The sequence below is a fragment of the Parvimonas sp. D9 genome, from assembly GCF_035282565.1.
Lineage (GTDB): Bacteria > Bacillota > Clostridia > Tissierellales > Peptoniphilaceae > Parvimonas > Parvimonas micra.
In genome coordinates, this window is record NZ_JAYKBM010000003.1 from 213341 (window position 1) to 233125 (window position 19785).

A 19785-nucleotide genomic window follows, 5' to 3' on the forward strand; every position below is an offset into this window, starting at 1 on the left:
AAAATCACTCCTTAAAATTTTAGATACAGGACTATTTTTTTAGTCCTATATCTTTTAAGATTCTCTGCTCAAAACCCTTACCTAAATCTTGGTTCCCATGAACCGGCACAACAATCATTACACCATCTTTTTCTAAAATATGGTGCGAACCTTCCTGCCTTAATTCTTTCCAACCATTTCTCTTTAGAAGCTTGAGCATTTCTTTCCCAGTAAGTGGCATGTGCACTCTACCTCCTTACGTAACATATTATAACACGTATGATTACGTAAGTCAAATTTTTACTTATAAATCTATTTATATTTAATTTTATGTAAAAGTATAATTAAAACTAGAACAAAAGAAATGCTATTGGCAAAAATTAGTGCGAAGTCTTTTATCATCATACCATGAACTAACCAAAGAAAAATTCCAGTTGTTTGCATAATGCACATAATTAGTGAAAGAGATTGTGTATTTTTATCTTTTATTATCTTTATTACTTGCGGTGCAAATGCAAAAGTTGTAAGGCAAGCAGCTACTATTCCTATCATAAAACCTCCTAATATTTCATTTTAAAATTTTACCACATTTTGAACATAAATTACAACTTGACAAAAGATTTTATTTATTATAGTATAGACTAAATAATTAGTATTTTTGGAGGTTAATATGGAATTTAAAACACTTTTTCCCGAATTTGAATCATTTGACTTTGGACATCTAAAGGTTGATGATGTTCACGAAGTTTATTACGAACAATCAGGAAATCCAAATGGAGCTCCCGTAGTATTTGTTCACGGCGGACCAGGTTGCGGTTGTGGAGACAAATCTAAAAGATTTTTAGATCCTTCTTTTTATAGAATAGTAACAATTGACCAAAGAGGTTGCGGTAAAAGCAAACCATTTTTGGAATTAAAAGACAATAATACACAAAATCTTGCAAAGGATATGGAAAAGATAAGAGAACATTTAAAGATTGATAAATGGCTTGTTTATGGCGGTTCTTGGGGGACTACTCTTTCCTTATACTATGCAGAAAATTATCCACAAAGTGTTGTAGGTTTAATTTTAAGAGGAATTTTCTTGGGAAGAGATGAAGATGTTAAGTGGTTGTATCAAGGTGGAGCTGGAATGTTCTTCCCTGAGGCATTTGAAATCTTTAAATCTCCTTTTAATGAAGAAGAAAGAAAAGATTATGTTCAAAGTTATTACAAATACTTAACTTCAGATGATTATGAAACAAAGAAAAAATACGGAAAATCTTTCAGTGCGTTTGAAAATTCTGTTGTTGCTCTTGAACCGAGAGTTATTTCAGAAGAAATCACTGATGAAGATATTTCAATGGCAATTATGGAATGCCATTACTTTGTAAATCATTGTTTCTTTGAAGAAAATTACATTTTAAATAATGTTGAAAAAATAAAAGATATTCCTACAATAATTATTCATGGCAGATATGATGTAGATTGCAGACCTGTTGGGGCTTATCTATTAAACGAAAAACTAAATAATTCAAAATTGATTTTCCCTATTTCTGGTCATACTTCTTTCGATCCTGCAATGACTCACGAACTCATTTTAGCACAAGAGGAATTTAAAAAACTTTTTTAAATTCTAAAAAAGCAAATAGTATACTTATAACTTTATTTTTACTTGGATTTTCAATCTATTTTTAAAGAAACTAAAGAAAAACTTACCATTTTATAAATATAATTTTTTTAATTTCATTTAATCTTTAACTGATATAATATCACGTAATGATTATTGGAAATTTAATATCAATTTCTCTATATATTGAATATTGAAATTTTTCCCATAAATTGAAAAGCCGGTAAATACTTACTTCCAGTTATACCATCTTGAAGTAATTAATTAGGAGATAATATGTTAAAAAATGATTATATAATGAGAAAAATTGAAGAATGGATAAGCATGATTTTAGAGTTTGTCTTTAAAATTGATAAAAATTCTTCACCTGAAAAACTATTAAAATTAGAAGAAAGTAAGGAAGTTTTAAAAGATTTAAAATCAAAAATCGACATTGGAAATATAAATGAAGCGGAAGATTCTCTATTTGAAATGTTGAAACACAAAACTCAAGACAGCTTGTTAATTAGTCTCCTTTTTTATTCATATCTAAATGAAAAAGACTCAAAATTTTTAAATGAACATGATTTTGAAAGAGATGAAATAAAAACGGGAATAAAAGACTTATTAAACGAATTTAATATGAATAATTTATCAGATTTAATTTAACAAGAAGCTGACTTTTGCAGTCGGCTTTTTTGTTCAAATAAATTTATCAGAAAACTGGAATTTAACAAAATTTTATGTTAATATTATATTAATAAAGGAGGTATTATGTTTAATCCAGTAAAATACGAAGGAAATTTAGGAGAACAATACTCCTATTTAATAAAAGATTTATATGAATTATGCAATAACGAAGAAAATACAATAGCTAATTTATCAAATGCAGCTGCTCTTTTAAACTTCTTTTTAGAAAAAATAAATTGGGTCGGCTTTTATCTTTTAGATGAAAAGACAAATACTCTAGTTCTTGGACCTTTTCAAGGACTTCCTGCCTGTGTTAGAATACAAAACGGAGAAGGGGTTTGTGGAACGAGTGCAAGTCTTAAAAAGACTTTGAATATTGAAAATGTTCATAATTTCAAAGGGCATATTGCCTGTGACGGCAAGAGCAATTCAGAGATTGTTATTCCAATCTTTAGAAATGATAAAATTTTTGGAGTTTTAGATATAGACTCCCCTATTTTTAATAGATTTTCAAAAGAAGAAGAGACTTATCTGGAGGCATTTGTTAAACAACTGGAAACTCACATATAGGAGGTAACTATGAAAAAACTTTTTAAATTTATTATATTCTTATGCTTATGTGTAGTTGTCTTAATTCAATCATTAATTTATCATTCTAAAAAAAATGATATAGATACTTTTGAAAATTATGTATTAGTACTTGGAGCTAAAGCAAACAATGGAAAACTTTCAAAAACTTTGATTAATAGACTGGATACTACAGTTGAATACTTAAATAAACACAAAAACGCAAAAGCTATTTTATGTGGAGGAAAAGAAAATAATAATGAACTTTCACAAGCCGAATATATGCAAAGATATTTAATAGAAAAAGGAATTTCAAAAGAAAGACTTATCGCTGAAACAAATAGCAAAAATACCTATGAGAATATAAAATTCGCATTAGAAAAACTTGATAAAAAGCCTTCTGAAATTATGGTAATCTCATCAGGCTATCATTTATTTAGAGCAAAACTTATTCTTTACAGATTTGGAATTTTAGCAAAGACAGTTCCTGCAAAAACTCCAACAGGTGCAGTTGTTCCATCATACGCAAGAGAAACTTTTGCAGTTGTAAAAACTTTTCTGTTTGATAAACCAACAGAACAAGATATAAAAAATTTACATCAAAGAAATAAATAAATTTACTATTTTAAAAAAGTTTATAAACTAAAATTGGGAAGAATATTTTATGATATCTTCCCGATTTTTTCTATTTCGAAACAACAATTTTCTCAAAGCTTTACCCTATACAAAGCATCGTTAAAAGGTATAACTCTTATTGTATTATCTATTTTCCAAATGCAATAATCTTTGATAATTTCCCATTCTCCTAGCATCTACATTATTATTATACCAGTTGGGTGCGGTTCTTCCAGTAACTAATACATTTCCATTTTTAAATTTTGTAACAACTACACTATGTCCCCAACCTGAGCCATTATAATATATTTCTAAAATACCATTGGTTACTACCTTGTATTCCAGAATACCCATAGTCATTCATTGAAAATCCCCCTGCTAAAAGAGCATGTGATACAAAATTCGTACAATCATAACTATCGCTGATTGTTGAAAAATCACAATAGGGAACGTACGAACTACTACTTGAGGGATATCTTTTATAAAAATTATTTCTTGCCCAATCAGTTATATATTGCCTATCAAAAGAAGAGTATCTTTCAACAGATTCATCTTTACAACCTTTTTCTGATTTGTATTGTCTATAATCTTCTTCTCTATCATTTTTTGATTTTTCTATATATTCCTTTGATTCTTCAAAATTACTACTTAGCCATTTATCAACATCTGCATTTTTAGATAATAAATCATAATATTTTAATTCATCAACCTCAGAATAGAGACCTTGATAACATCTTGTTATTATTAATTTACCATCTCTATCTTTAGTAACAGTAAATTCAAGCACAACAGAATTCTCACTTTCCACATCTGATTGTGGATAATAAAATTTAGTAATCACCTGTAAATTAAAACTAAAAGAATTTCCTTTTTTTATCCATTTCTCAATTTCAACAGGCTTAACAACAACATTATATTTAGAATAGGATATATTCAACTCCTTATCTTTGTAATTATTATACATAACTTTATAGTTAATTAACTTAAGCACATCTTTTGAAAAATATGAATCCAATTCATTATTTTCTCCAAGATCTTTATTTTTATAAAACTTAACCACCGCTTTTTTTGCAAAATCTAGTTCTTCTGAAAACAACTTTTCTTTCTCGCTTACTTCACTTGTTCTATTACGAACATTCTCGTCAAGTTCAGAAGCATGCGAATTGAAAGTCCACAAAACAGACAATGAAAAAAAACTTACTAATAAAAATTTTTTTAATTTCATAATAATCCTCCTAATATTAAATGAACAATTACATATAACAACATCTCCCCTCGATTTGATTGTACCATATATTTTTTGACGTTGTCAAGTGATATTAAACTAAATTAAAATATTTTTTTGTAATATAAATATAATTTGCAACAATATACAACAATTATAAATTGTAAGAATAAGTTAGCCAATTGAAAAAACTTCAAAAAAAGTGTTGACAAAATATAATAAAAGTTATATAATATGTAGGTAATCGTATCGGGGTGTAGCGCAGTTTGGTAGCGCACGTGGTTTGGGACCATGGGGCCGGGAGTTCGAATCTTCTCACCCCGACCAATTCCTATGAGTTTTACTCATAGGAATTTTTTTATGTAAAAATTTATATTTACATATTTTTTCAAGAATCCAAAAAAAATTAAAGAAATTTTTCTTTTGTTTCAAATGCAACAGATTTTCAATACAAATAAGGCTATAATATTATTAACATAAATAATACATAAAGTAAATTAAATTGATTAGAGAAAAGGAGAAATACAATGAAATTAGAAAAAAGTACAAAAATTGGTGAATTAATCGAACAATATCCGGAAGTTAAAGACTTCTTAAAAACTTTAAGTCCTGAATATTCAAATCTTGATAACCCGGAATTATTTGCAATGATGAAAGACATTGCAACTCTTGAAATGGTTGCTATTAAAGGTGGATTTGAATTTGACGAATTAAAAGAAAAGTTAGAAAACTTTATTAATGCTTAAACAATCACATACCCCCAAACTAAGACGAAAAAGCAGGGAAATCCCCTGCTTTTTGCTTATTAAAAATAATTTGGGTTATAGTATTTTTCATTTGATGTATCCGCGATACATTTACTTTTGTTTACAAGTAAACAAAGTTAGGGCTAGATTCGTTTCGCTCTGCTCCAGTCGAGATGGCGTTTGATGAATAATCGTTATTTAATAGCTTAACGTTAATAGTAAATAAATTTAAAATTAAAATTTACAAAAAAGGTCTAGTCCACAATTAATTTGCAAACTAGACCTTTATTTTTATTCTTTTTCCGTAAATTTATACATTGCTATTGAACTTGCAATTGGTAAATTGAAACTATCTATGTCTTCGCTCTGTTCTATGAATACAGGAGTTGTTCCCTCTAAGTCAAAGTTTTCAAGTCCATGTGATTCATTTCCGAACATCAATGTAAAAGGCTTTTTAATCTCCACATTTTTTAAAGAAACTGAATCTTTGTTTAAAATGAAAGAGTAGATATTATTTTCTTCAAAAGTTTTTTTATAGTCTTCAAAATTTTTAAAGATTTCTATATTCATCTTAAAGATTGCTCCCATTGAGGCTCTAACTGTTTTAGGATCAAAAACATCACAACCGTCGATTATTGCAATATTTTTAAAACCGAATCCCAATGCTGTTCGTAAAATTGTACCTAAATTTCCCTTATCTCTCGGCTCACATAATAGTATGTGATTGTCTTTTTTTATCTTTGCAAAGTTTTTTTCAAAAACTCCTATTACAAATGTATTTTCCTTGCTTTGAAGTTTATTTACAATTTTATCATTATAAATTAAATTAATTCCTTTTTCATCACAAATTTTTTCAAGCCCTGCTTTGTCGTCATATTTTGAATGAACCAAAACTGCTATAGTCTTGTAATTCTTTGACTGCAAAAGCTCAATAGTCGGAAAAGCTCCCATTGTGTATGAAAAATTCAAATCTTTTTTATATTTACAAAATTCCATAATTTACCTTAAATTATCTTCTCTTTTTATCACGTTTAGACTTTTCGCACTTTTTATCTTTTTTATCCTTTTTATTTTTCTTATCTTTAGATTTTGCAGAAAATTTTGAAGAGTCTTCCTTTTGGTTCGCAAGTTCAACTAAAACCTTAAAGCCCTTAATATGAGCATTGTTTAGGTTATTTACTGCATCTTTAAGTGCGTTTTTATGAATATTTACAAAACTGAACTTTTCAAAAATTTCGATATCTCCAATATCTCTTGCGCTTATATTCGCATCATTACAAAGTGCAGAAACTATATGTCTTTGAGAAACTCCCTTTCTTGAACCAATGTTAATATAAATTCTTCCGGAATTCTTTTCAGTAACATTTGACTTTCCACCCTTGTTTGAAATGGAAGTCTTGTCATTTCCCTTTTTCTTGTTCTTCTTAATATCTACATCCATAAGCTCTTCATGATTGTTAAGCTTATTATTTTCATTATAATGTTTTAAAAGACAAGCTGCAATATCAATCGGTGAATAGTCTTCACTCATTAGAATATTTATTAGATTTAACTCTTTTGTATGTTCATTTTTATTAATTTCTTCCTTGATGTCTTCCATAAATCTTTCTTCATGTCTTTTAATCAAGTCTTTAAGAGTTGGCATATCTCTTTTTTCTATTTTAGTCTTTGTGTATTTTTGAATTTGAGATAAAGTATTCATTTCTCTTGGTGAAACAAAACTTATTGCAGTTCCTTCTCTGCCCGCTCTTGCAGTTCTACCTATTCTGTGAACATAGTATTCCACATCTTGAGGCATATCGTAGTTTATAACTAAATCTACATCATCAACGTCTATACCACGAGCCGCTACATCTGTCGCAACCAAGATATCTATTGTGGAATTTCTAAATTTATTCATTACCCCATCTCTTTGGATTTGTTTTAAATCTCCATGAAGTCCATCCGCAAAATATCCACGAGATTGAAGTCCTGCAGTTAAGTCATCAACCATTTTTTTAGTATTACAAAAAACTACTGTAAGTTTTGGATTTTGAACATCTAAAATACGGGATAGAATTTCAAGTTTCATATTATGCTTAAGTGCAAAATAGTATTGAGTTACCTTTGGAACTGTCAATTCCTTTGGTACAACTTTTATAAGTCTTGGTTCGCTTTGGTATCTTGCAGCAAAGTCCATCATTTCATGATCCATTGTAGCAGAGAAGAAAGTTGTTTGTCTTTCATAAGGCAAAAAGCCTATAATTTTTTCAATATCTTCTCTAAAGCCCATATCAAACATTTCATCAGCTTCGTCCAATACAAAAGTTTTAATATTTTCAGTTTTTAAAGTTTTTCTCTTAATATGGTCAATAACACGTCCAGGAGTTCCTACAACAACTTGAACTCCCATTTTTAAAGAACGGATTTGCCTTTCTATAGGTTGACCTCCATAGATTGGAACAACTGTTACTCCCTTATACTTTGCAAGTTTTGAAATTTCTTCCGCAACTTGAATTGACAATTCTCTTGTTGGACAAAGTACCATAGCCTGAGTTGTCTTGCTATCTTTATTTACTTTTTCTACTATTGGAATACCGAAAGATGCTGTCTTTCCTGTTCCAGTTTGTGCTTGACCGATTATATCTTCGTTGTTTAACATAGTCGGAATTGCTTGTTTTTGAATTGGAGAAGGTTCTTCAAAGCCCATTTCAACAACGGCTTTTAAAACTTCCTTCGACAAATTAAAATCATTAAAATTTTCTATCATATTTTTTCCTTTCTTTTTTCGTGAACCTTAACGTTAGTTCCGAAAGAAAAAGACAAAAACAAACTACACATTAAACATCACGACATATTACGAGCAAAAAATTTAGGAGTATATTTACTCCTTGATTGCTCAAGTGTATATTATACCATAAAAAGATATCTATTTTCAAGTAAAATCCACAATTTATTAGAATTATCCACAAAAATTGTGGATAAGTAGAGGATAAAAATTTAAACTAACAATATTTTAATAAAATAATTTATATATATCTTGACTTTATTTTTTTTTGTGATATTATAGTAGTAAGAAATCGGTTCACCTTAATGATGTAAAATTTTTTGGGAGGATATTATGTTTTACATTAACTATAGTAGGTACAAAAACGGGGATTTATCAAATATTTTAACTTTAATGATTAGTGTTATGTTTTTAGTAGGAGGTAAGATATGAAAAAAGTTAGTAAAATATTACTATGTTTTATGATTTTACTTTTAACTTCTTGTACGGGAAGTAATGAAATTAAAAATTATTACGGAAGAAAATTTGTTGGTAAAAACGGCGGAGATATTATTATTACCGAAAAAGTTGTGATATACTCAGGAGAACCGAGTAAAATAAATCCGAATTCCAATCCTGATGATGTTAATAAGGCTAAAGATAAAATGAAAAAAGAAAATGCAACAACATTTAATAATCCTAAAATAGTAAAAAAAGGAGATAAAAAATATCTAACAGCAGATAAGTTGGAATATAAACTTTTATTTGTTGATGACGAAACAATACTTGATGAAGACGATAATTATGAATTTAAATTATCAAAAGATAGCATTTACAAATAGGCATTAGATAGATTAAAAAACAAAAAAAGTTATGAAATTGTTTCATAACTTTTTTTGCATTTATTTATTTTTACGGAGGATTTATAAAAAAATCTCTACTAATATGCTAATTAATTATTGTTGTCGTTATTGTCGTTATCATCATTATTTCCATCAAAATCATCTTCGTTTCTATCATAATTGTCATTATTACGATTACGGTTACGGTTACGATTTGGATTAAAATTATTTTGATTTTGATTTGCTTTATTTTCAGCTTTATTTAGATCGAATTGTGAGAATGTAACTTCTATTGTAGTTGTCTTTCCATCTCTATAAACTTCAATCTTAACCTTATCACCTATCTTATAATTCAATAGGGCAGCTTTTAAAGTTGAGTTTGATGTAACTTTAGTATCTCCAACTTTTGTAATAATATCTTTAGGTTTTAGTCCCGCAGATTCTGCAGGTGAACCTGATAAAATTTCATGAATATATACACCTGAGTCTATAGGTAATTTTTCTTGTCCCAATACATTATATCTTGAAACATCTATACCTCTTATACCCAATGAAACACTTTCAAACTTACCGTTTTTAATTATTTGTTCCAAAATAGGTTTTGCAAGATTAGAAGGAATTGCAAATCCGATTCCGTCACTATTTCCGGCTTTCGCTGTATTTATTCCGATAAGTTGTCCTTTATCATTAAATAATCCACCACCACTATTTCCAGGATTTATTGCCGCATCTGTTTGGAATAATCCTTCCATAGTAGAACCGTCTTGTAGTGTAATCACTCTATCTTTTCCTGAAATATATCCAGAAGTTAAAGTTGATTTTAAATTTATACCAAGCGGATTACCGATTGCTATAGCTTTATCGCCAATGGAAACTTGTGAACTGTCTCCAAATTCAACAGGTTTCAAGTCAAGTCCTTTAGGATCTATCTTGATAACTGCTAAATCCAAAGTTTTGTCACTCCATAAAACTTTTGCTTTTCTCTTTGTTCCGTCACTCAATATTACTGTTACGGATTTTGTCTTTGAAGGGTCAACAACATGGTTGTTAGTTAAAATATAACCCTCTTTACTTACGATAACTCCTGAGCCGAGTCCCTTTGTTTGCTTTTGAGTAGAAAACATATCCTCAGAAACCCCAACAGTTGTTATACCTACAACTGATTGCATTGATTTTTGTGCAACAGCTTTTTCTACATTCGGTTTATCAGAAGTATTTATAGTTGTAGTAGTCGCACCTTTGTCAGTTGAAGACTGATTTAAAAGTGATTTTCCACTATTACTCTTTAGATATGCACTAGTTCCCGCTATACTTATAGAACTTGCCAAAACAATTGCCAATAGAAATTTTGAAACGGATTTAAGTCTATTGCCCTTTCTTCTTTTTTCAAATTCTTTTTGAACAATACCATCTACATAAGATTCAAATTCTTTATCTTTTGCTTTTGAATCTTCCATATATGGTTCATTATAAATTTCTTGTTCAATAGAATGGTCGTATGGCTCTTCAATGTGTTCGCCATAATCTCCACCAAAATCTTCATCAACTGTTTCTTTCATTTCATCTATATTTTCATTATTAAATAATTTTTGTGTTTCTTTCATAGACTCTCTGTCAGATGTTTCTTTCATTTCATCTTCAGTATTTTTTGAAGTTTCTTCTATATGTTCTTCATTCTTAATATTATTTTCATTTTCTTCAAAGATATTATCTCTTTTATCGTCCATAATAAATCACCTCATTTTTAAATATCATTTACTATCTTGAATATATTTTAAACCATAAACCTTAAAAAAAACTTAAAGAAAAAACTTTTTTAAAAATTTTTTTAAAAAATATAATCAAAAAAATAAATTTCCTTATTAAACAATATAATACTCTGAATTTTAGTGTAAAATACATGTATTATCTATCAACTGTTAATATTATATCGTTAAGAGCTTAAATGAACTTAAAAAGAGGAGATTTTTTTCTCCTCTTTAATATTTTTTATTATTTTCTCTATTTTTTAAGCCTTATCTTAAAGAATTCCCATATCTTTTCCGGCTAATTCAAATGCTTTTACAGCTTTATCCAATTCTTCTTTGCTGTGAGCTGCAGAAATCATGCAACGAATTCTTCCTGTTCCTCTTGGTACAGTTGGGAATACTATTGCTGAACCGAATACTCCGTATTCTCTCAATTTTTTAGAAAATTCCATAGTTTTAGCTTCATCACCGATAATTACCGGAGTAATTGGAGTTTCTGAATGACCAGTGTTAAATCCTAATTTTCCTAATTGTTCTTTGAAGTATTTAGCATTGTCCCAAAGTTTCTTTTGTAATTCATCTGATTCAATCAACTTTTCAACAGATGCGATACAAGCTGCAGTATCTCCTGGAGATAAAGTTGTACTGAATAGTACAGGTCTTGCTCTGTGGTTTAACCATTCGTAAGCAACTTCGTTACAAGCAACATATCCACCTTTAACTCCGATAGCTTTTGAAAGAGTTCCTATAACAAAGTCAACTTTGTCATGTAATCCGAAATGATCTACAGTTCCTCTTCCGTGACTTCCCATAACTCCTGAACCGTGAGCATCATCAACATAAGTTAAAGCATTATATTTTTCAGCTAATTTTACAATTTCAGGTAATTTTGCTAGGTCTCCGTCCATTGAGAAAACACCGTCAGTAATAATTAAGATTGTTTTATATTTTCCTTGAGCTTCAACTAAAACTCTTTCAAGATCTTCCATATCACTGTGTTTGAAAACTGCTTTATCAGCTTTAGTCATTCTAATACCATCGATAATTGAAGCGTGGTTTAATTCATCAGAGATAATTAAATCGCCTTTTTCTGTAATTGCTTGGATAGTTCCTATATTACAATCATAGCCTGATTGGAAAATGAATGCTCTTGGAGATTTTTTAAAAATTGCCAATTTCTTTTCCAATTCTTCGTGTAAATCCATATTTCCGATAATAGTTCTTACAGCACCTGCTCCTACACCGTATTTTTCAATAGCTTCTTGAGCTCTTTTCTTTAAATCAGGATCATTTGCAAGTCCTAAATAGTTGTTTGCTGATAAGTTTACCATTTCTTTTCCGTCAAGAACAATTGTTGATGAATTCTTTCCGTTTAATACAGGTAATACACGATAAACTCCATCTTCTTTTAATTTATTAACTTTTTCTTGTAAAAATTTTAAATCATGAATACTCATATCTTTATCTCCTATCTATCACTATTTTAATTTTTTTCTCAAATTTTCTAACATATCAACTGTCATCTTGTCTAAATCAAAACTTGGTTTCCAACCCCATTGTTCTCTTGCTGCAGAGTCATCCAATGAATTTGGCCAGCTTTCAGCTATAGCTTGTCTGATTGGATCTACATCGTAGCTTAGTTTAAATTCAGGCATATATTTTTTAATACTTTCTTCTAAAATTTCAGGTGTCAAACTCATAGCTGTAATATTGAAAGCATTTCTGTCCTTAAGTTTTGAAGGATCAGCTTCCATTAAATCAACAACTGCTTTAAGTGCATCAGGCATATAAAGCATATCCATTTGAGTTCCTTTACCTATATAAGAAGTGTAAGCTTTGTTTTTAATTGCTTCATAATAAATATGAACTGCATAGTCAGTAGTTCCTGCACCAGGTAGTGTTTTATAAGAAATAATTCCCGGATAACGAACTCCTCTTACGTCAACTCCAAATTTATTAAAATAGTAATCACACAAAAGTTCTCCTGAAACTTTTGTTACTCCATACATAGTGTTAGGTCTTTGAATAGTAACTTGTGGTGTATTGTCAAGTGGAGTTCCTGCTCCAAATGCTGCTATTGATGAAGGTACAAATACTTTTGCATTTAATTCTCTTGCAACTTCTAAAGTATTTACAACTCCGTCAACATTAACCTTCCAAGTTAATTGTGGCATGCTTTCTCCTCTTGCAGAAAGTATTGCCGCTAAATTTACTATTGTATCAGCCTTAAATTCTTTTGCCAATTCAAACATTCTTTTTGGATCAGTAACATCTAACATTTCAAAACGAATATCTTCAACAGCTGCTTTATTTGCATCTGAACAATCTGTAGCCAAGATGTTTTCTCTTCCATAAATATCCCCCAAATAAAGAGCTAATTCCGTACCAATTTGTCCAAGTGCTCCTGTCATCAAAATCCTTTTCATTATTCAATCTCCTTTCAAAATAGCTAAATAAATTTTTTACTATCCAAATGTATTATACATCAATTTTAATCACTTTACAACACCCTATATAAAAAATATTAATATTTTTATAAACTATAAGCAAAAAAATTAACTAAATTAAGCATAAACAGATAATAAGCTGTATCTATAAAGCACAAAAAAACTAAGGAGATTATCCTTAGTTTTTATACTAAATTTACTATTCTGTTCTTAAAGCTTCAACCGGATTTTGTTTTGCAGCACTCTTTGATGGAATAAATCCGCCTATTAAAGTTAAAATCATGCTGATTAAGATTAAGGTTATAGCCTGTGGAACGGATAAATAAGCCGTTATGTTCGGCATTTCAGTAACTTTTCTTATTACAATATTTATCGGTATTAGTAATAAATATGTTATTCCAACTCCAAGTAATCCTGCAAATAAGCCGATTATTCCGGTTTCCGCATTAAAAACTTGAGATATGTTTTTCTTTGAAGCTCCGATTGATCTTAATATTCCAATCTCTTTCTTTCTTTCGAGCACACTTATATAAGTTATAACTCCAATCATAATGGAAGAAACAATGAGAGATATGGATACGAAAGCAATCAATACATAACTAATTACATTTATAATTGTCGTTACGGAAGAAAGTATCGCTCCAACCAAATCCGTATAGGTTATCATTTTATCTTCTTCGGAATTATTTTTCCTCATCTCATTATAACTGTCCAGTAAAGAAATTATTGATTTTTTAGCTTCAAAATCTTTAGGATAAATACTGATTTTAGAAATATCATTATCTTCCACATAGTTAAATAATTTCATATTATTCTCATACGAACTTTCATTACTATTAGCCATAGCCATAATAAATGATTTTATTTCTTCTTCTTTCAAATTCATAGAAAAGGCATTGCCGAATTTACTTGGATCTATTGATATTGCCTGTGGCAAATTTTTCATAGAAGATGTTAGAACATCTTTAATATTATCGGCTATTGCAGATGATATGTTTTTCATCAAATTTTCTATAAAACTTTGTGAAGAGTTTTGATTTTCTTGCAAACTACCATTTATTAAATCCTTTACTCCTGAAGAAATCATATTTTTTGCTTCAGCAGTTGCAAGATAAGAATTAAAAGAATCTTTTAATTTAGATGGATCGGGCTTATTATTTTCTTTGGCATATTTCAAATATCCATTTGACAGAGCCTTTGCTAATTCCGATATATCTTTATTATCCAGTTTTAAATTTTCTCCCAAAGAATTTAATAGTTTTTTAGTTTCAGCTGAAACTTTTGCTCTCGCTTCAGAAGTTTTCAAATATTCCAGTAAATATTGACTAGATTTATTAGGATCCGTGTAGTTATTCTTTTTTGCAAATTCAGGATAACCTGACATAATGGATTTCATTATATCAGTTATCTTTTCATTTGTAATTAAAGAACCAGAATTTTTAGAAATCATCTTTCCAAAAAATTCCTTTAGAATATTTTTTGCATCATCAGTTTTCATATAATCACTTATTGAGTTTGACAATTCTCTGTAATTAGTCGACGGATCTTTAGAAGAATAATCTAAATATCCTTTTAGAATATCACTGATTAATCCAATTATTTTATCCGAATCAAACTTAATATCTAAATTTTTAAAAAAATCCCTATCCGAATTACTATTCAAATATTTTGAAAAATCAATATTTTTCATTGAATTTGCATTAAAATTTAATTTAGAAGTATCTATTTTAAAAGCTTCAAATAGTTTTTTCTGATCTATTGAAAATAACTTTGCAAAGTCTAAATTCTGTTTAATTTTTTCTCCAAACGGAGTATTTGTCAAAATATTGGTATCTGGACTTTCTTTTTGTGCCTTTACAACTTCACTTTCTTTCGATATTTTTCTTAAATTTGTTTCTAAGTCATCAGTATACCAAATACCGGTTTTCAAAATGAGTGAACTTTCGTCACTATTTGGCGAAGCTATTCCAACTATTTTTAATTTTTTTGAATTATTTTTCAAAAGATTTTCAACAAATGGACTATCAGTAGCATTTTCTATATAAACTTTATTTTTAGAGTCATAAGAATAAAGCTGTGAACTACTTAAAACTTTAAATTCTCTCCCTACAATATCTTCGTATTTCCAAGATATATTATCTTCTTCTACATCAGTTTTTTCTCTATTTGCAAATTTTTTTACCATTTTTGAAAGTTCATCATTATCACGAAGACCCAGTGAATAAAAAATAAAATCAGATAGAGCGCCCTTTGAGTTAGTTATTACTATCGCTTCATTTTCGTTACTCGGCCAAGAACCGTATTTTAAAGTATATTTATCCTTGTATAAGTCGGCATTCTTAGGCAATTTATAAAATACATTCATAGAATTTTTTGAAAAAAGAAAATTATTAGATGACAAACCCATTGACTTCATTGCCTCATTTGGATTTACTTTAACATATTTTTCATTATTTAAAGTATAAATCATAGGCGTAATATCATATTTATATTCTATTGTCTTAGCATAATTATTGATCGCTTTTCCATCATTTTCAAAATATTCTTTCAAGGAAGATAAATCATTTTTATTAATTGCAGATAGCATTTTTTGAATAGCTTTAACTTCTGTTATATCTCCATCATTATTTTCTTCACTTGAATTTTCAAACATTTTACCCATTGAAAAGCTACTTCTGTCAATCTCTATCGGATAAGAAATCATAGTTTCCTCTTCGGTATCCTTGATAAACTGATTTACACCATTGGATAAACCTAAAATTAAAGCTATTCCAATTATTCCGATTGAACCTGCAATTGCAACCATAAGAGTTCTTTTGAATTTAGTTTTTAAGTTATTAAAACTTAAAGCTATGCTTGTAAGATAGGACATTGAAGACTTCCCAAAATTTTTGTGAACTCCCCTGCTTTCGTTTTCCAATATAAAAGGGTTGGTATCAGAGACAATTTGCCCGTCATTTAATTCAACAATTCTAGTTGAATATTCATTTGCCAACTTAGGATTATGAGTAACCATTATTACAAGCCTATCTTTTGCAACTTCTTTAAGCAACTCCATTACTTGAACACTTGTTTCCGAATCCAGCGCACCTGTAGGTTCATCTGCAAGTACAATGCTCGGATTGTTTACAAGAGCTCTTGCTATAGCAACTCTTTGCATTTGACCGCCTGATAACTGATTAGGCTTTTTATGCATTTGATTTTTAAGCCCAACCTTATCCAGTACATCTATAGCCTTTTGTTCTCTTTCAGCCTTAGATATTCCGGAAATAGTTAAAGCTAATTCCACATTGGCTAAAACAGTCTGATGAGAAATTAAATTATAACTTTGAAAAACAAAACCTATTGTATGATTTCTATAACTGTCCCAATCTTCATTTTTATATTTTTTAGTTGATATTCCATCAATTATAAGTTCGCCTTGTTCATATTTATCCAATCCACCTATTATATTTAACAGAGTAGATTTTCCACTACCACTCGGACCAAGAATAGCTACAAATTCACTATCCCTGAAATTGAGAGATACATTATCTAATGCTTTTTGAAACAAGTCTCCGGTTTTATAACTCTTACTGATATTCTTAAGCTGTAACATTCTCGTCCTCCTTTACTAAAATAGATTTTTTCACTTAAATTCAATATACCCCTTTAACTAAAAAATTAAATAAATATAATAAAATTAGCAACTGTCGACTCAAAATTTGTTCAAAAATTTATCATTTCTTATTAATGTAAAAAAATAAAATTGAAAAAACTTTGTTCTAGTGATATAATAAGTATAATTTAACTTTGTTAAATTATACTTGTATTTTATTTTAATATCAAAAAATTTTTATATATAATTTTAAAGTTAATAAAAAAGAGGTGATTTTATGAAAATATTAATTATTGGAAAAGGCGGACGTGAACATGCTATGCTAAAAGCCTGTAAAAAAAGTAAATTGGTTGACAAAATCTACGTTTTGCCGGGAAATTGTAAAATGGATGGTGCTACAAGAGTAGATATAGATATGTATGATATTGAAAAAATTAAAGACTTTGCAATAAAAGAAAATATCGACTTAACTATAGTAGGTCCTGCCGATGTATTGGCACTTGGAATAAAAGATGAGTTCAATAAAAATGATTTAAGGCTTTTCGGGCCTACGAAATCTGCAACAAGAATAGAATCAAGTAGATATTTTACTAAACAACTTATGGAAAAATTAAAGATACCTACAACTAAATATGTTGTATTTACTGATAGAGAACAAGCTCTAAAATTCGTTTCAGAAATTGAAAAATTTCCTGTTACTATAAAGATTGATTCTCTTCCAAAAAATATGGGAATTTTTATCGCCAGAAGCAACAAAATGGCAACAGATATAGTTAATGAAATCTTTGATGAAAATGAAAATTCAAAAATTTTAGTTGAAGAATTTATTATAGGTAAAGAATTCTCAATCTTTGCACTAGTAAAAAATAGCAAAGTTTATCCGCTTCAAATTGTTAAGGATTATAAGAGAACATCTGATAGCGACGATGCTGAACATACAGGTGGTATGGGAGCTTGTAGCCCTGTTGCAAAAATTACGGATAATGAAATTGAACAAGTGGTAGATAAAATCTTAAAACCTATGGCAAAATCAATGTATGAAGACGGTTATGGATTTGAAGGATTTTTATATGGAGAAATTGTTATAACAAAAGATGGAATAAAAGTTTTAAGTTTTAACGCCAGACTTGGAGATCCTGAAGCTGAAGTGTTATTGCCACGTTTAGAGTCCGACTTTGTTCAAAATATTCTGGATGTAATGGATGATAAAGAACCTGAAATTAAATGGAATGATGAAGTCTGTGTTGGTGTAGTTCTTGCATCTAACGGTTATCCGTCAAAAGAAAAATGTCAAGATAAAATTAATCTGGTTCCGATAGAAAGTAATATCTGCTTTATGGGAGTTGAAGAAAAAAATAATGAACTCTACGCAAAAGGTGGAAGAAATTTAATTGTAACAGCTATGGCAAAAGATTTTGAAAAAGCAAGAGAATTAGCTTACAGAGATATTGAAAAATTAAAGAACGATTCTTTCTTCTACAGAGAAGATGTAGGCAAGTTTTAAAAAATTGAAGAAACACTTACAATAAGTCTATTCAATATAATAGGAGAACTCCATAATGAATAATGAAATTAAAATTTTTGACGGTAATAAGATACGTTCTGCATGGGACAATGAAAAAGAAGAATGGTATTTTAGTGTAGTTGATATAGTAGGAGTATTAACCAATAGTAATGATGCTGGAGCATATTGGAGAAAACTAAAACAAAGATTAACCGCTGAAGGAAGTGAGGTCGTGACATTTTGTCACGCACTGAAACTTAAATCTCACAAAGATGGAAAAATGTATAAAACCGATGTTGCTGATATACAAGGAATTTTCCGTATTATTCAATCAATTCCTTCTCCTAAAGCTGAACCTTTTAAAATGTGGCTAGCAGAAGTTGGAAAAGAAAGAATTGATGAAACCATCGACCCTGAACTAACAATCAATAGGGCTTTAGAAACATATCTTAAAAAAGGTTTCTCTAAAGAATGGATTAATCAAAGATTACAATCTATTCAAGTTAGAAAAGAACTTACTGATACTTGGCAAGACCACGGAATAAAAGAAAGTAGAGAATATGCTATTCTTACTAATGAAATATCTAAAGCTTGGAGCGGAATGACAACTAAAGAATATAAAATATTTAAGGGATTAAAAAAGGAAAATTTGAGAGATAATATGTCCTCAACCGAACTTATCTTAAATATGCTTGCAGAAACGGCAACTAAAGATATAGCAAATTCATCAAATCCTTACGGATTAGAAGAAAACAAAAAAGTAGCAAGACGAGGTGGAAATATAGCAGGTAATGCCAGAAAAGAAATAGAACAAGAAACAGGAAATTCTGTTATTACTTCAAAAAACTCCTTAGATTTTAAAAAATTGATTGACAATGTTACTAATAATATAAATGTAGAAGACAAAGATAACGATAACTAAACTTAACAACTAAAAGCATACTCAAGTAAAAGTATAATGAGTATGCTTTTTATATTTGTTTCTATCAAAATTATGAAAAAATTTTTAGTTATTTACCTCTAATGTCTAGCTACTAAACGAAGTTATCTCCCTTATACGTCATCTCGACCGGAGTGGAGCAAAGCGAAACATAGCGGAGAGATCTCATACTTATTCTTGTTTACAAGAATAAGTGAATGTATCGTAGATACATAAAATATGAAACTCTCATACTAAATAGGACTTTGAGAGACTTACATAATAATTTTATCTAATTATTTTTTATTTCTTTCAGAAATACTATTGCTTGCCAGCAAGCAATAGTTGAGATTTCTCCACTTCACTTCACTACGTTCCGTTTCGGTCGAAATGACGTGTTTGGGGGTGCTTCTTCTAACAATACTATGACGTGAATTAGTTTGTTTTTTATATTATTTATATTATGTTTAAATAAAAATTATATAATTTTTTATTTTTTTCTATTATATTTTTTCTTATATATTTATAAAGATGAAGTTTATTTACCTTTAATGTCTAGCTACTAAACGAA

General features: G+C 29.1%; 18 protein-coding genes and 1 tRNA gene. 9 read left to right on the forward strand and 10 right to left on the reverse strand.

The annotated features are described in order from the left end of the window. Positions 1-31: 31 nt before the first annotated feature. Positions 32-220 carry a type II toxin-antitoxin system HicA family toxin gene (locus tag VJI94_RS04745; RefSeq protein ID WP_324008528.1) on the reverse strand — a complete coding sequence of 63 codons (189 nt, stop codon included), beginning with the start codon at positions 218-220 and terminating at the stop codon, positions 32-34. A 71-nt stretch (positions 221-291) separates the two neighbouring features. Then, on the reverse strand, positions 292-531 hold the full coding sequence (locus VJI94_RS04750; protein ID WP_324008529.1) for a SemiSWEET transporter: 240 nt from the start codon (positions 529-531) through the stop codon (positions 292-294). Positions 532-649: 118 nt separating this feature from the next. Between VJI94_RS04750 and pip the strand changes: the two genes are divergently transcribed. The 4 genes from pip to VJI94_RS04770 all read left to right on the forward strand — a co-directional run bounded on the left by pip (position 650) and on the right by VJI94_RS04770 (position 3439). Next, a complete protein-coding gene (pip, locus tag VJI94_RS04755; RefSeq protein ID WP_324008531.1) occupies positions 650-1591 on the forward strand; it encodes a prolyl aminopeptidase in 942 nt (313 codons plus the stop codon). Between the two features lie 273 nt (positions 1592-1864). Further along, positions 1865-2236 carry a DUF6483 family protein gene (locus tag VJI94_RS04760; RefSeq protein ID WP_269722598.1) on the forward strand — a complete coding sequence of 124 codons (372 nt, stop codon included), beginning with the start codon at positions 1865-1867 and terminating at the stop codon, positions 2234-2236. Between the two features lie 105 nt (positions 2237-2341). Further along, positions 2342-2827, forward strand: coding sequence for a GAF domain-containing protein (locus VJI94_RS04765; protein ID WP_324008532.1), 486 nt, complete (start codon positions 2342-2344; stop codon positions 2825-2827). 9 nt (positions 2828-2836) lie between these two features. Next, positions 2837-3439, forward strand: coding sequence for a YdcF family protein (locus tag VJI94_RS04770; protein WP_150263425.1), 603 nt, complete (start codon positions 2837-2839; stop codon positions 3437-3439). A 144-nt stretch (positions 3440-3583) separates the two neighbouring features. Here VJI94_RS04770 and VJI94_RS04775 read toward each other — a convergent pair whose 3' ends face one another. Beyond that, positions 3584-3799, reverse strand: coding sequence for a hypothetical protein (locus VJI94_RS04775; RefSeq protein WP_324008534.1), 216 nt, complete (start codon positions 3797-3799; stop codon positions 3584-3586). Next, entirely contained in the window at positions 3738-4664 is a 927-nt protein-coding gene (locus VJI94_RS04780; RefSeq protein ID WP_324008535.1) for an amidase domain-containing protein, read from the reverse strand. The genes VJI94_RS04775 and VJI94_RS04780 overlap by 62 nt, the downstream gene beginning before the upstream one ends. Positions 4665-4914: 250 nt before the next feature. Between VJI94_RS04780 and VJI94_RS04785 the strand changes: the two genes are divergently transcribed. Continuing rightward, positions 4915-4991, forward strand: a tRNA-Pro gene (locus VJI94_RS04785). Positions 4992-5191: 200 nt separating this feature from the next. Continuing rightward, positions 5192-5410, forward strand: a complete 219-nt coding sequence (locus VJI94_RS04790) for a DUF1858 domain-containing protein (protein WP_324008536.1) — start codon at positions 5192-5194, stop codon at positions 5408-5410. A gap of 291 nt (positions 5411-5701) precedes the next feature. Here the strand turns inward: VJI94_RS04790 and VJI94_RS04795 are convergent, their stop codons facing one another. Together VJI94_RS04795 and VJI94_RS04800 are read right to left on the reverse strand one after the other, a co-directional pair. Then, positions 5702-6406, reverse strand: coding sequence for a TrmH family RNA methyltransferase (locus VJI94_RS04795; protein ID WP_324008537.1), 705 nt, complete (start codon positions 6404-6406; stop codon positions 5702-5704). Between the two features lie 13 nt (positions 6407-6419). Continuing rightward, positions 6420-8159, reverse strand: coding sequence for a DEAD/DEAH box helicase (locus tag VJI94_RS04800; RefSeq protein ID WP_324008538.1), 1740 nt, complete (start codon positions 8157-8159; stop codon positions 6420-6422). Between the two features lie 446 nt (positions 8160-8605). Here VJI94_RS04800 and VJI94_RS04805 point away from each other — a divergent pair, with 446 nt between their 5' ends. Continuing rightward, complete coding sequence (locus VJI94_RS04805; protein WP_150263434.1) at positions 8606-8998, forward strand: hypothetical protein; 393 nt, start codon at positions 8606-8608, stop codon at positions 8996-8998. Between the two features lie 110 nt (positions 8999-9108). On the opposite strand, the gene VJI94_RS04810 is transcribed toward VJI94_RS04805, so the two are convergent. The 4 genes from VJI94_RS04810 to VJI94_RS04825 all read right to left on the reverse strand — a co-directional run bounded on the left by VJI94_RS04810 (position 9109) and on the right by VJI94_RS04825 (position 16791). Continuing rightward, entirely contained in the window at positions 9109-10725 is a 1617-nt protein-coding gene (locus VJI94_RS04810) for a S1C family serine protease (RefSeq protein ID WP_004832577.1), read from the reverse strand. Positions 10726-11018: 293 nt separating this feature from the next. Beyond that, positions 11019-12203 (reverse strand): glycine C-acetyltransferase, encoded by a 1185-nt coding sequence (locus VJI94_RS04815; RefSeq protein ID WP_004832576.1) that lies wholly within the window; start codon positions 12201-12203, stop codon positions 11019-11021. A 21-nt stretch (positions 12204-12224) separates the two neighbouring features. Continuing rightward, the gene (locus VJI94_RS04820) at positions 12225-13172 is read right to left on the reverse strand and encodes an NAD-dependent epimerase/dehydratase family protein (RefSeq protein ID WP_004832575.1); all 948 of its coding nucleotides are present in this window, start codon (positions 13170-13172) and stop codon (positions 12225-12227) included. A 220-nt stretch (positions 13173-13392) separates the two neighbouring features. Beyond that, complete coding sequence (locus tag VJI94_RS04825) at positions 13393-16791, reverse strand: ATP-binding cassette domain-containing protein (protein WP_324008539.1); 3399 nt, start codon at positions 16789-16791, stop codon at positions 13393-13395. Positions 16792-17068: 277 nt separating this feature from the next. On the opposite strand from VJI94_RS04825, the gene purD reads away from it, so the two are divergent. Continuing rightward, entirely contained in the window at positions 17069-18295 is a 1227-nt protein-coding gene (gene purD / locus VJI94_RS04830) for a phosphoribosylamine--glycine ligase (protein ID WP_324008540.1), read from the forward strand. 55 nt (positions 18296-18350) lie between these two features. Next, positions 18351-19217, forward strand: coding sequence for a Bro-N domain-containing protein (locus tag VJI94_RS04835; protein ID WP_004832572.1), 867 nt, complete (start codon positions 18351-18353; stop codon positions 19215-19217). The last annotated feature ends 568 nt before the right edge of the window (positions 19218-19785 follow it).

What these genes read in the sequence shown, in the direction of transcription:
- VJI94_RS04795 (WP_324008537.1), bottom strand. Translation starts at nt 6,406, where the DNA reads ATGGAATTTTGTAAATATAAAAAAGATTTGAATTTTTCATACACAATG.
- VJI94_RS04745 (WP_324008528.1), bottom strand. Translation starts at nt 220, where the DNA reads ATGCCACTTACTGGGAAAGAAATGCTCAAGCTTCTAAAGAGAAATGGT.
- VJI94_RS04825 (WP_324008539.1), bottom strand. Translation starts at nt 16,791, where the DNA reads ATGTTACAGCTTAAGAATATCAGTAAGAGTTATAAAACCGGAGACTTG.
- VJI94_RS04770 (WP_150263425.1), top strand. Translation starts at nt 2,837, where the DNA reads ATGAAAAAACTTTTTAAATTTATTATATTCTTATGCTTATGTGTAGTT.
- VJI94_RS04790 (WP_324008536.1), top strand. Translation starts at nt 5,192, where the DNA reads ATGAAATTAGAAAAAAGTACAAAAATTGGTGAATTAATCGAACAATAT.
- VJI94_RS04780 (WP_324008535.1), bottom strand. Translation starts at nt 4,664, where the DNA reads ATGAAATTAAAAAAATTTTTATTAGTAAGTTTTTTTTCATTGTCTGTT.
- VJI94_RS04775 (WP_324008534.1), bottom strand. Translation starts at nt 3,799, where the DNA reads ATGACTATGGGTATTCTGGAATACAAGGTAGTAACCAATGGTATTTTA.
- purD (WP_324008540.1), top strand. Translation starts at nt 17,069, where the DNA reads ATGAAAATATTAATTATTGGAAAAGGCGGACGTGAACATGCTATGCTA.
- VJI94_RS04835 (WP_004832572.1), top strand. Translation starts at nt 18,351, where the DNA reads ATGAATAATGAAATTAAAATTTTTGACGGTAATAAGATACGTTCTGCA.
- pip (WP_324008531.1), top strand. Translation starts at nt 650, where the DNA reads ATGGAATTTAAAACACTTTTTCCCGAATTTGAATCATTTGACTTTGGA.
- VJI94_RS04810 (WP_004832577.1), bottom strand. Translation starts at nt 10,725, where the DNA reads ATGGACGATAAAAGAGATAATATCTTTGAAGAAAATGAAAATAATATT.
- VJI94_RS04805 (WP_150263434.1), top strand. Translation starts at nt 8,606, where the DNA reads ATGAAAAAAGTTAGTAAAATATTACTATGTTTTATGATTTTACTTTTA.
- VJI94_RS04820 (WP_004832575.1), bottom strand. Translation starts at nt 13,172, where the DNA reads ATGAAAAGGATTTTGATGACAGGAGCACTTGGACAAATTGGTACGGAA.
- VJI94_RS04765 (WP_324008532.1), top strand. Translation starts at nt 2,342, where the DNA reads ATGTTTAATCCAGTAAAATACGAAGGAAATTTAGGAGAACAATACTCC.
- VJI94_RS04800 (WP_324008538.1), bottom strand. Translation starts at nt 8,159, where the DNA reads ATGATAGAAAATTTTAATGATTTTAATTTGTCGAAGGAAGTTTTAAAA.
- VJI94_RS04815 (WP_004832576.1), bottom strand. Translation starts at nt 12,203, where the DNA reads ATGAGTATTCATGATTTAAAATTTTTACAAGAAAAAGTTAATAAATTA.
- VJI94_RS04750 (WP_324008529.1), bottom strand. Translation starts at nt 531, where the DNA reads ATGATAGGAATAGTAGCTGCTTGCCTTACAACTTTTGCATTTGCACCG.
- VJI94_RS04760 (WP_269722598.1), top strand. Translation starts at nt 1,865, where the DNA reads ATGTTAAAAAATGATTATATAATGAGAAAAATTGAAGAATGGATAAGC.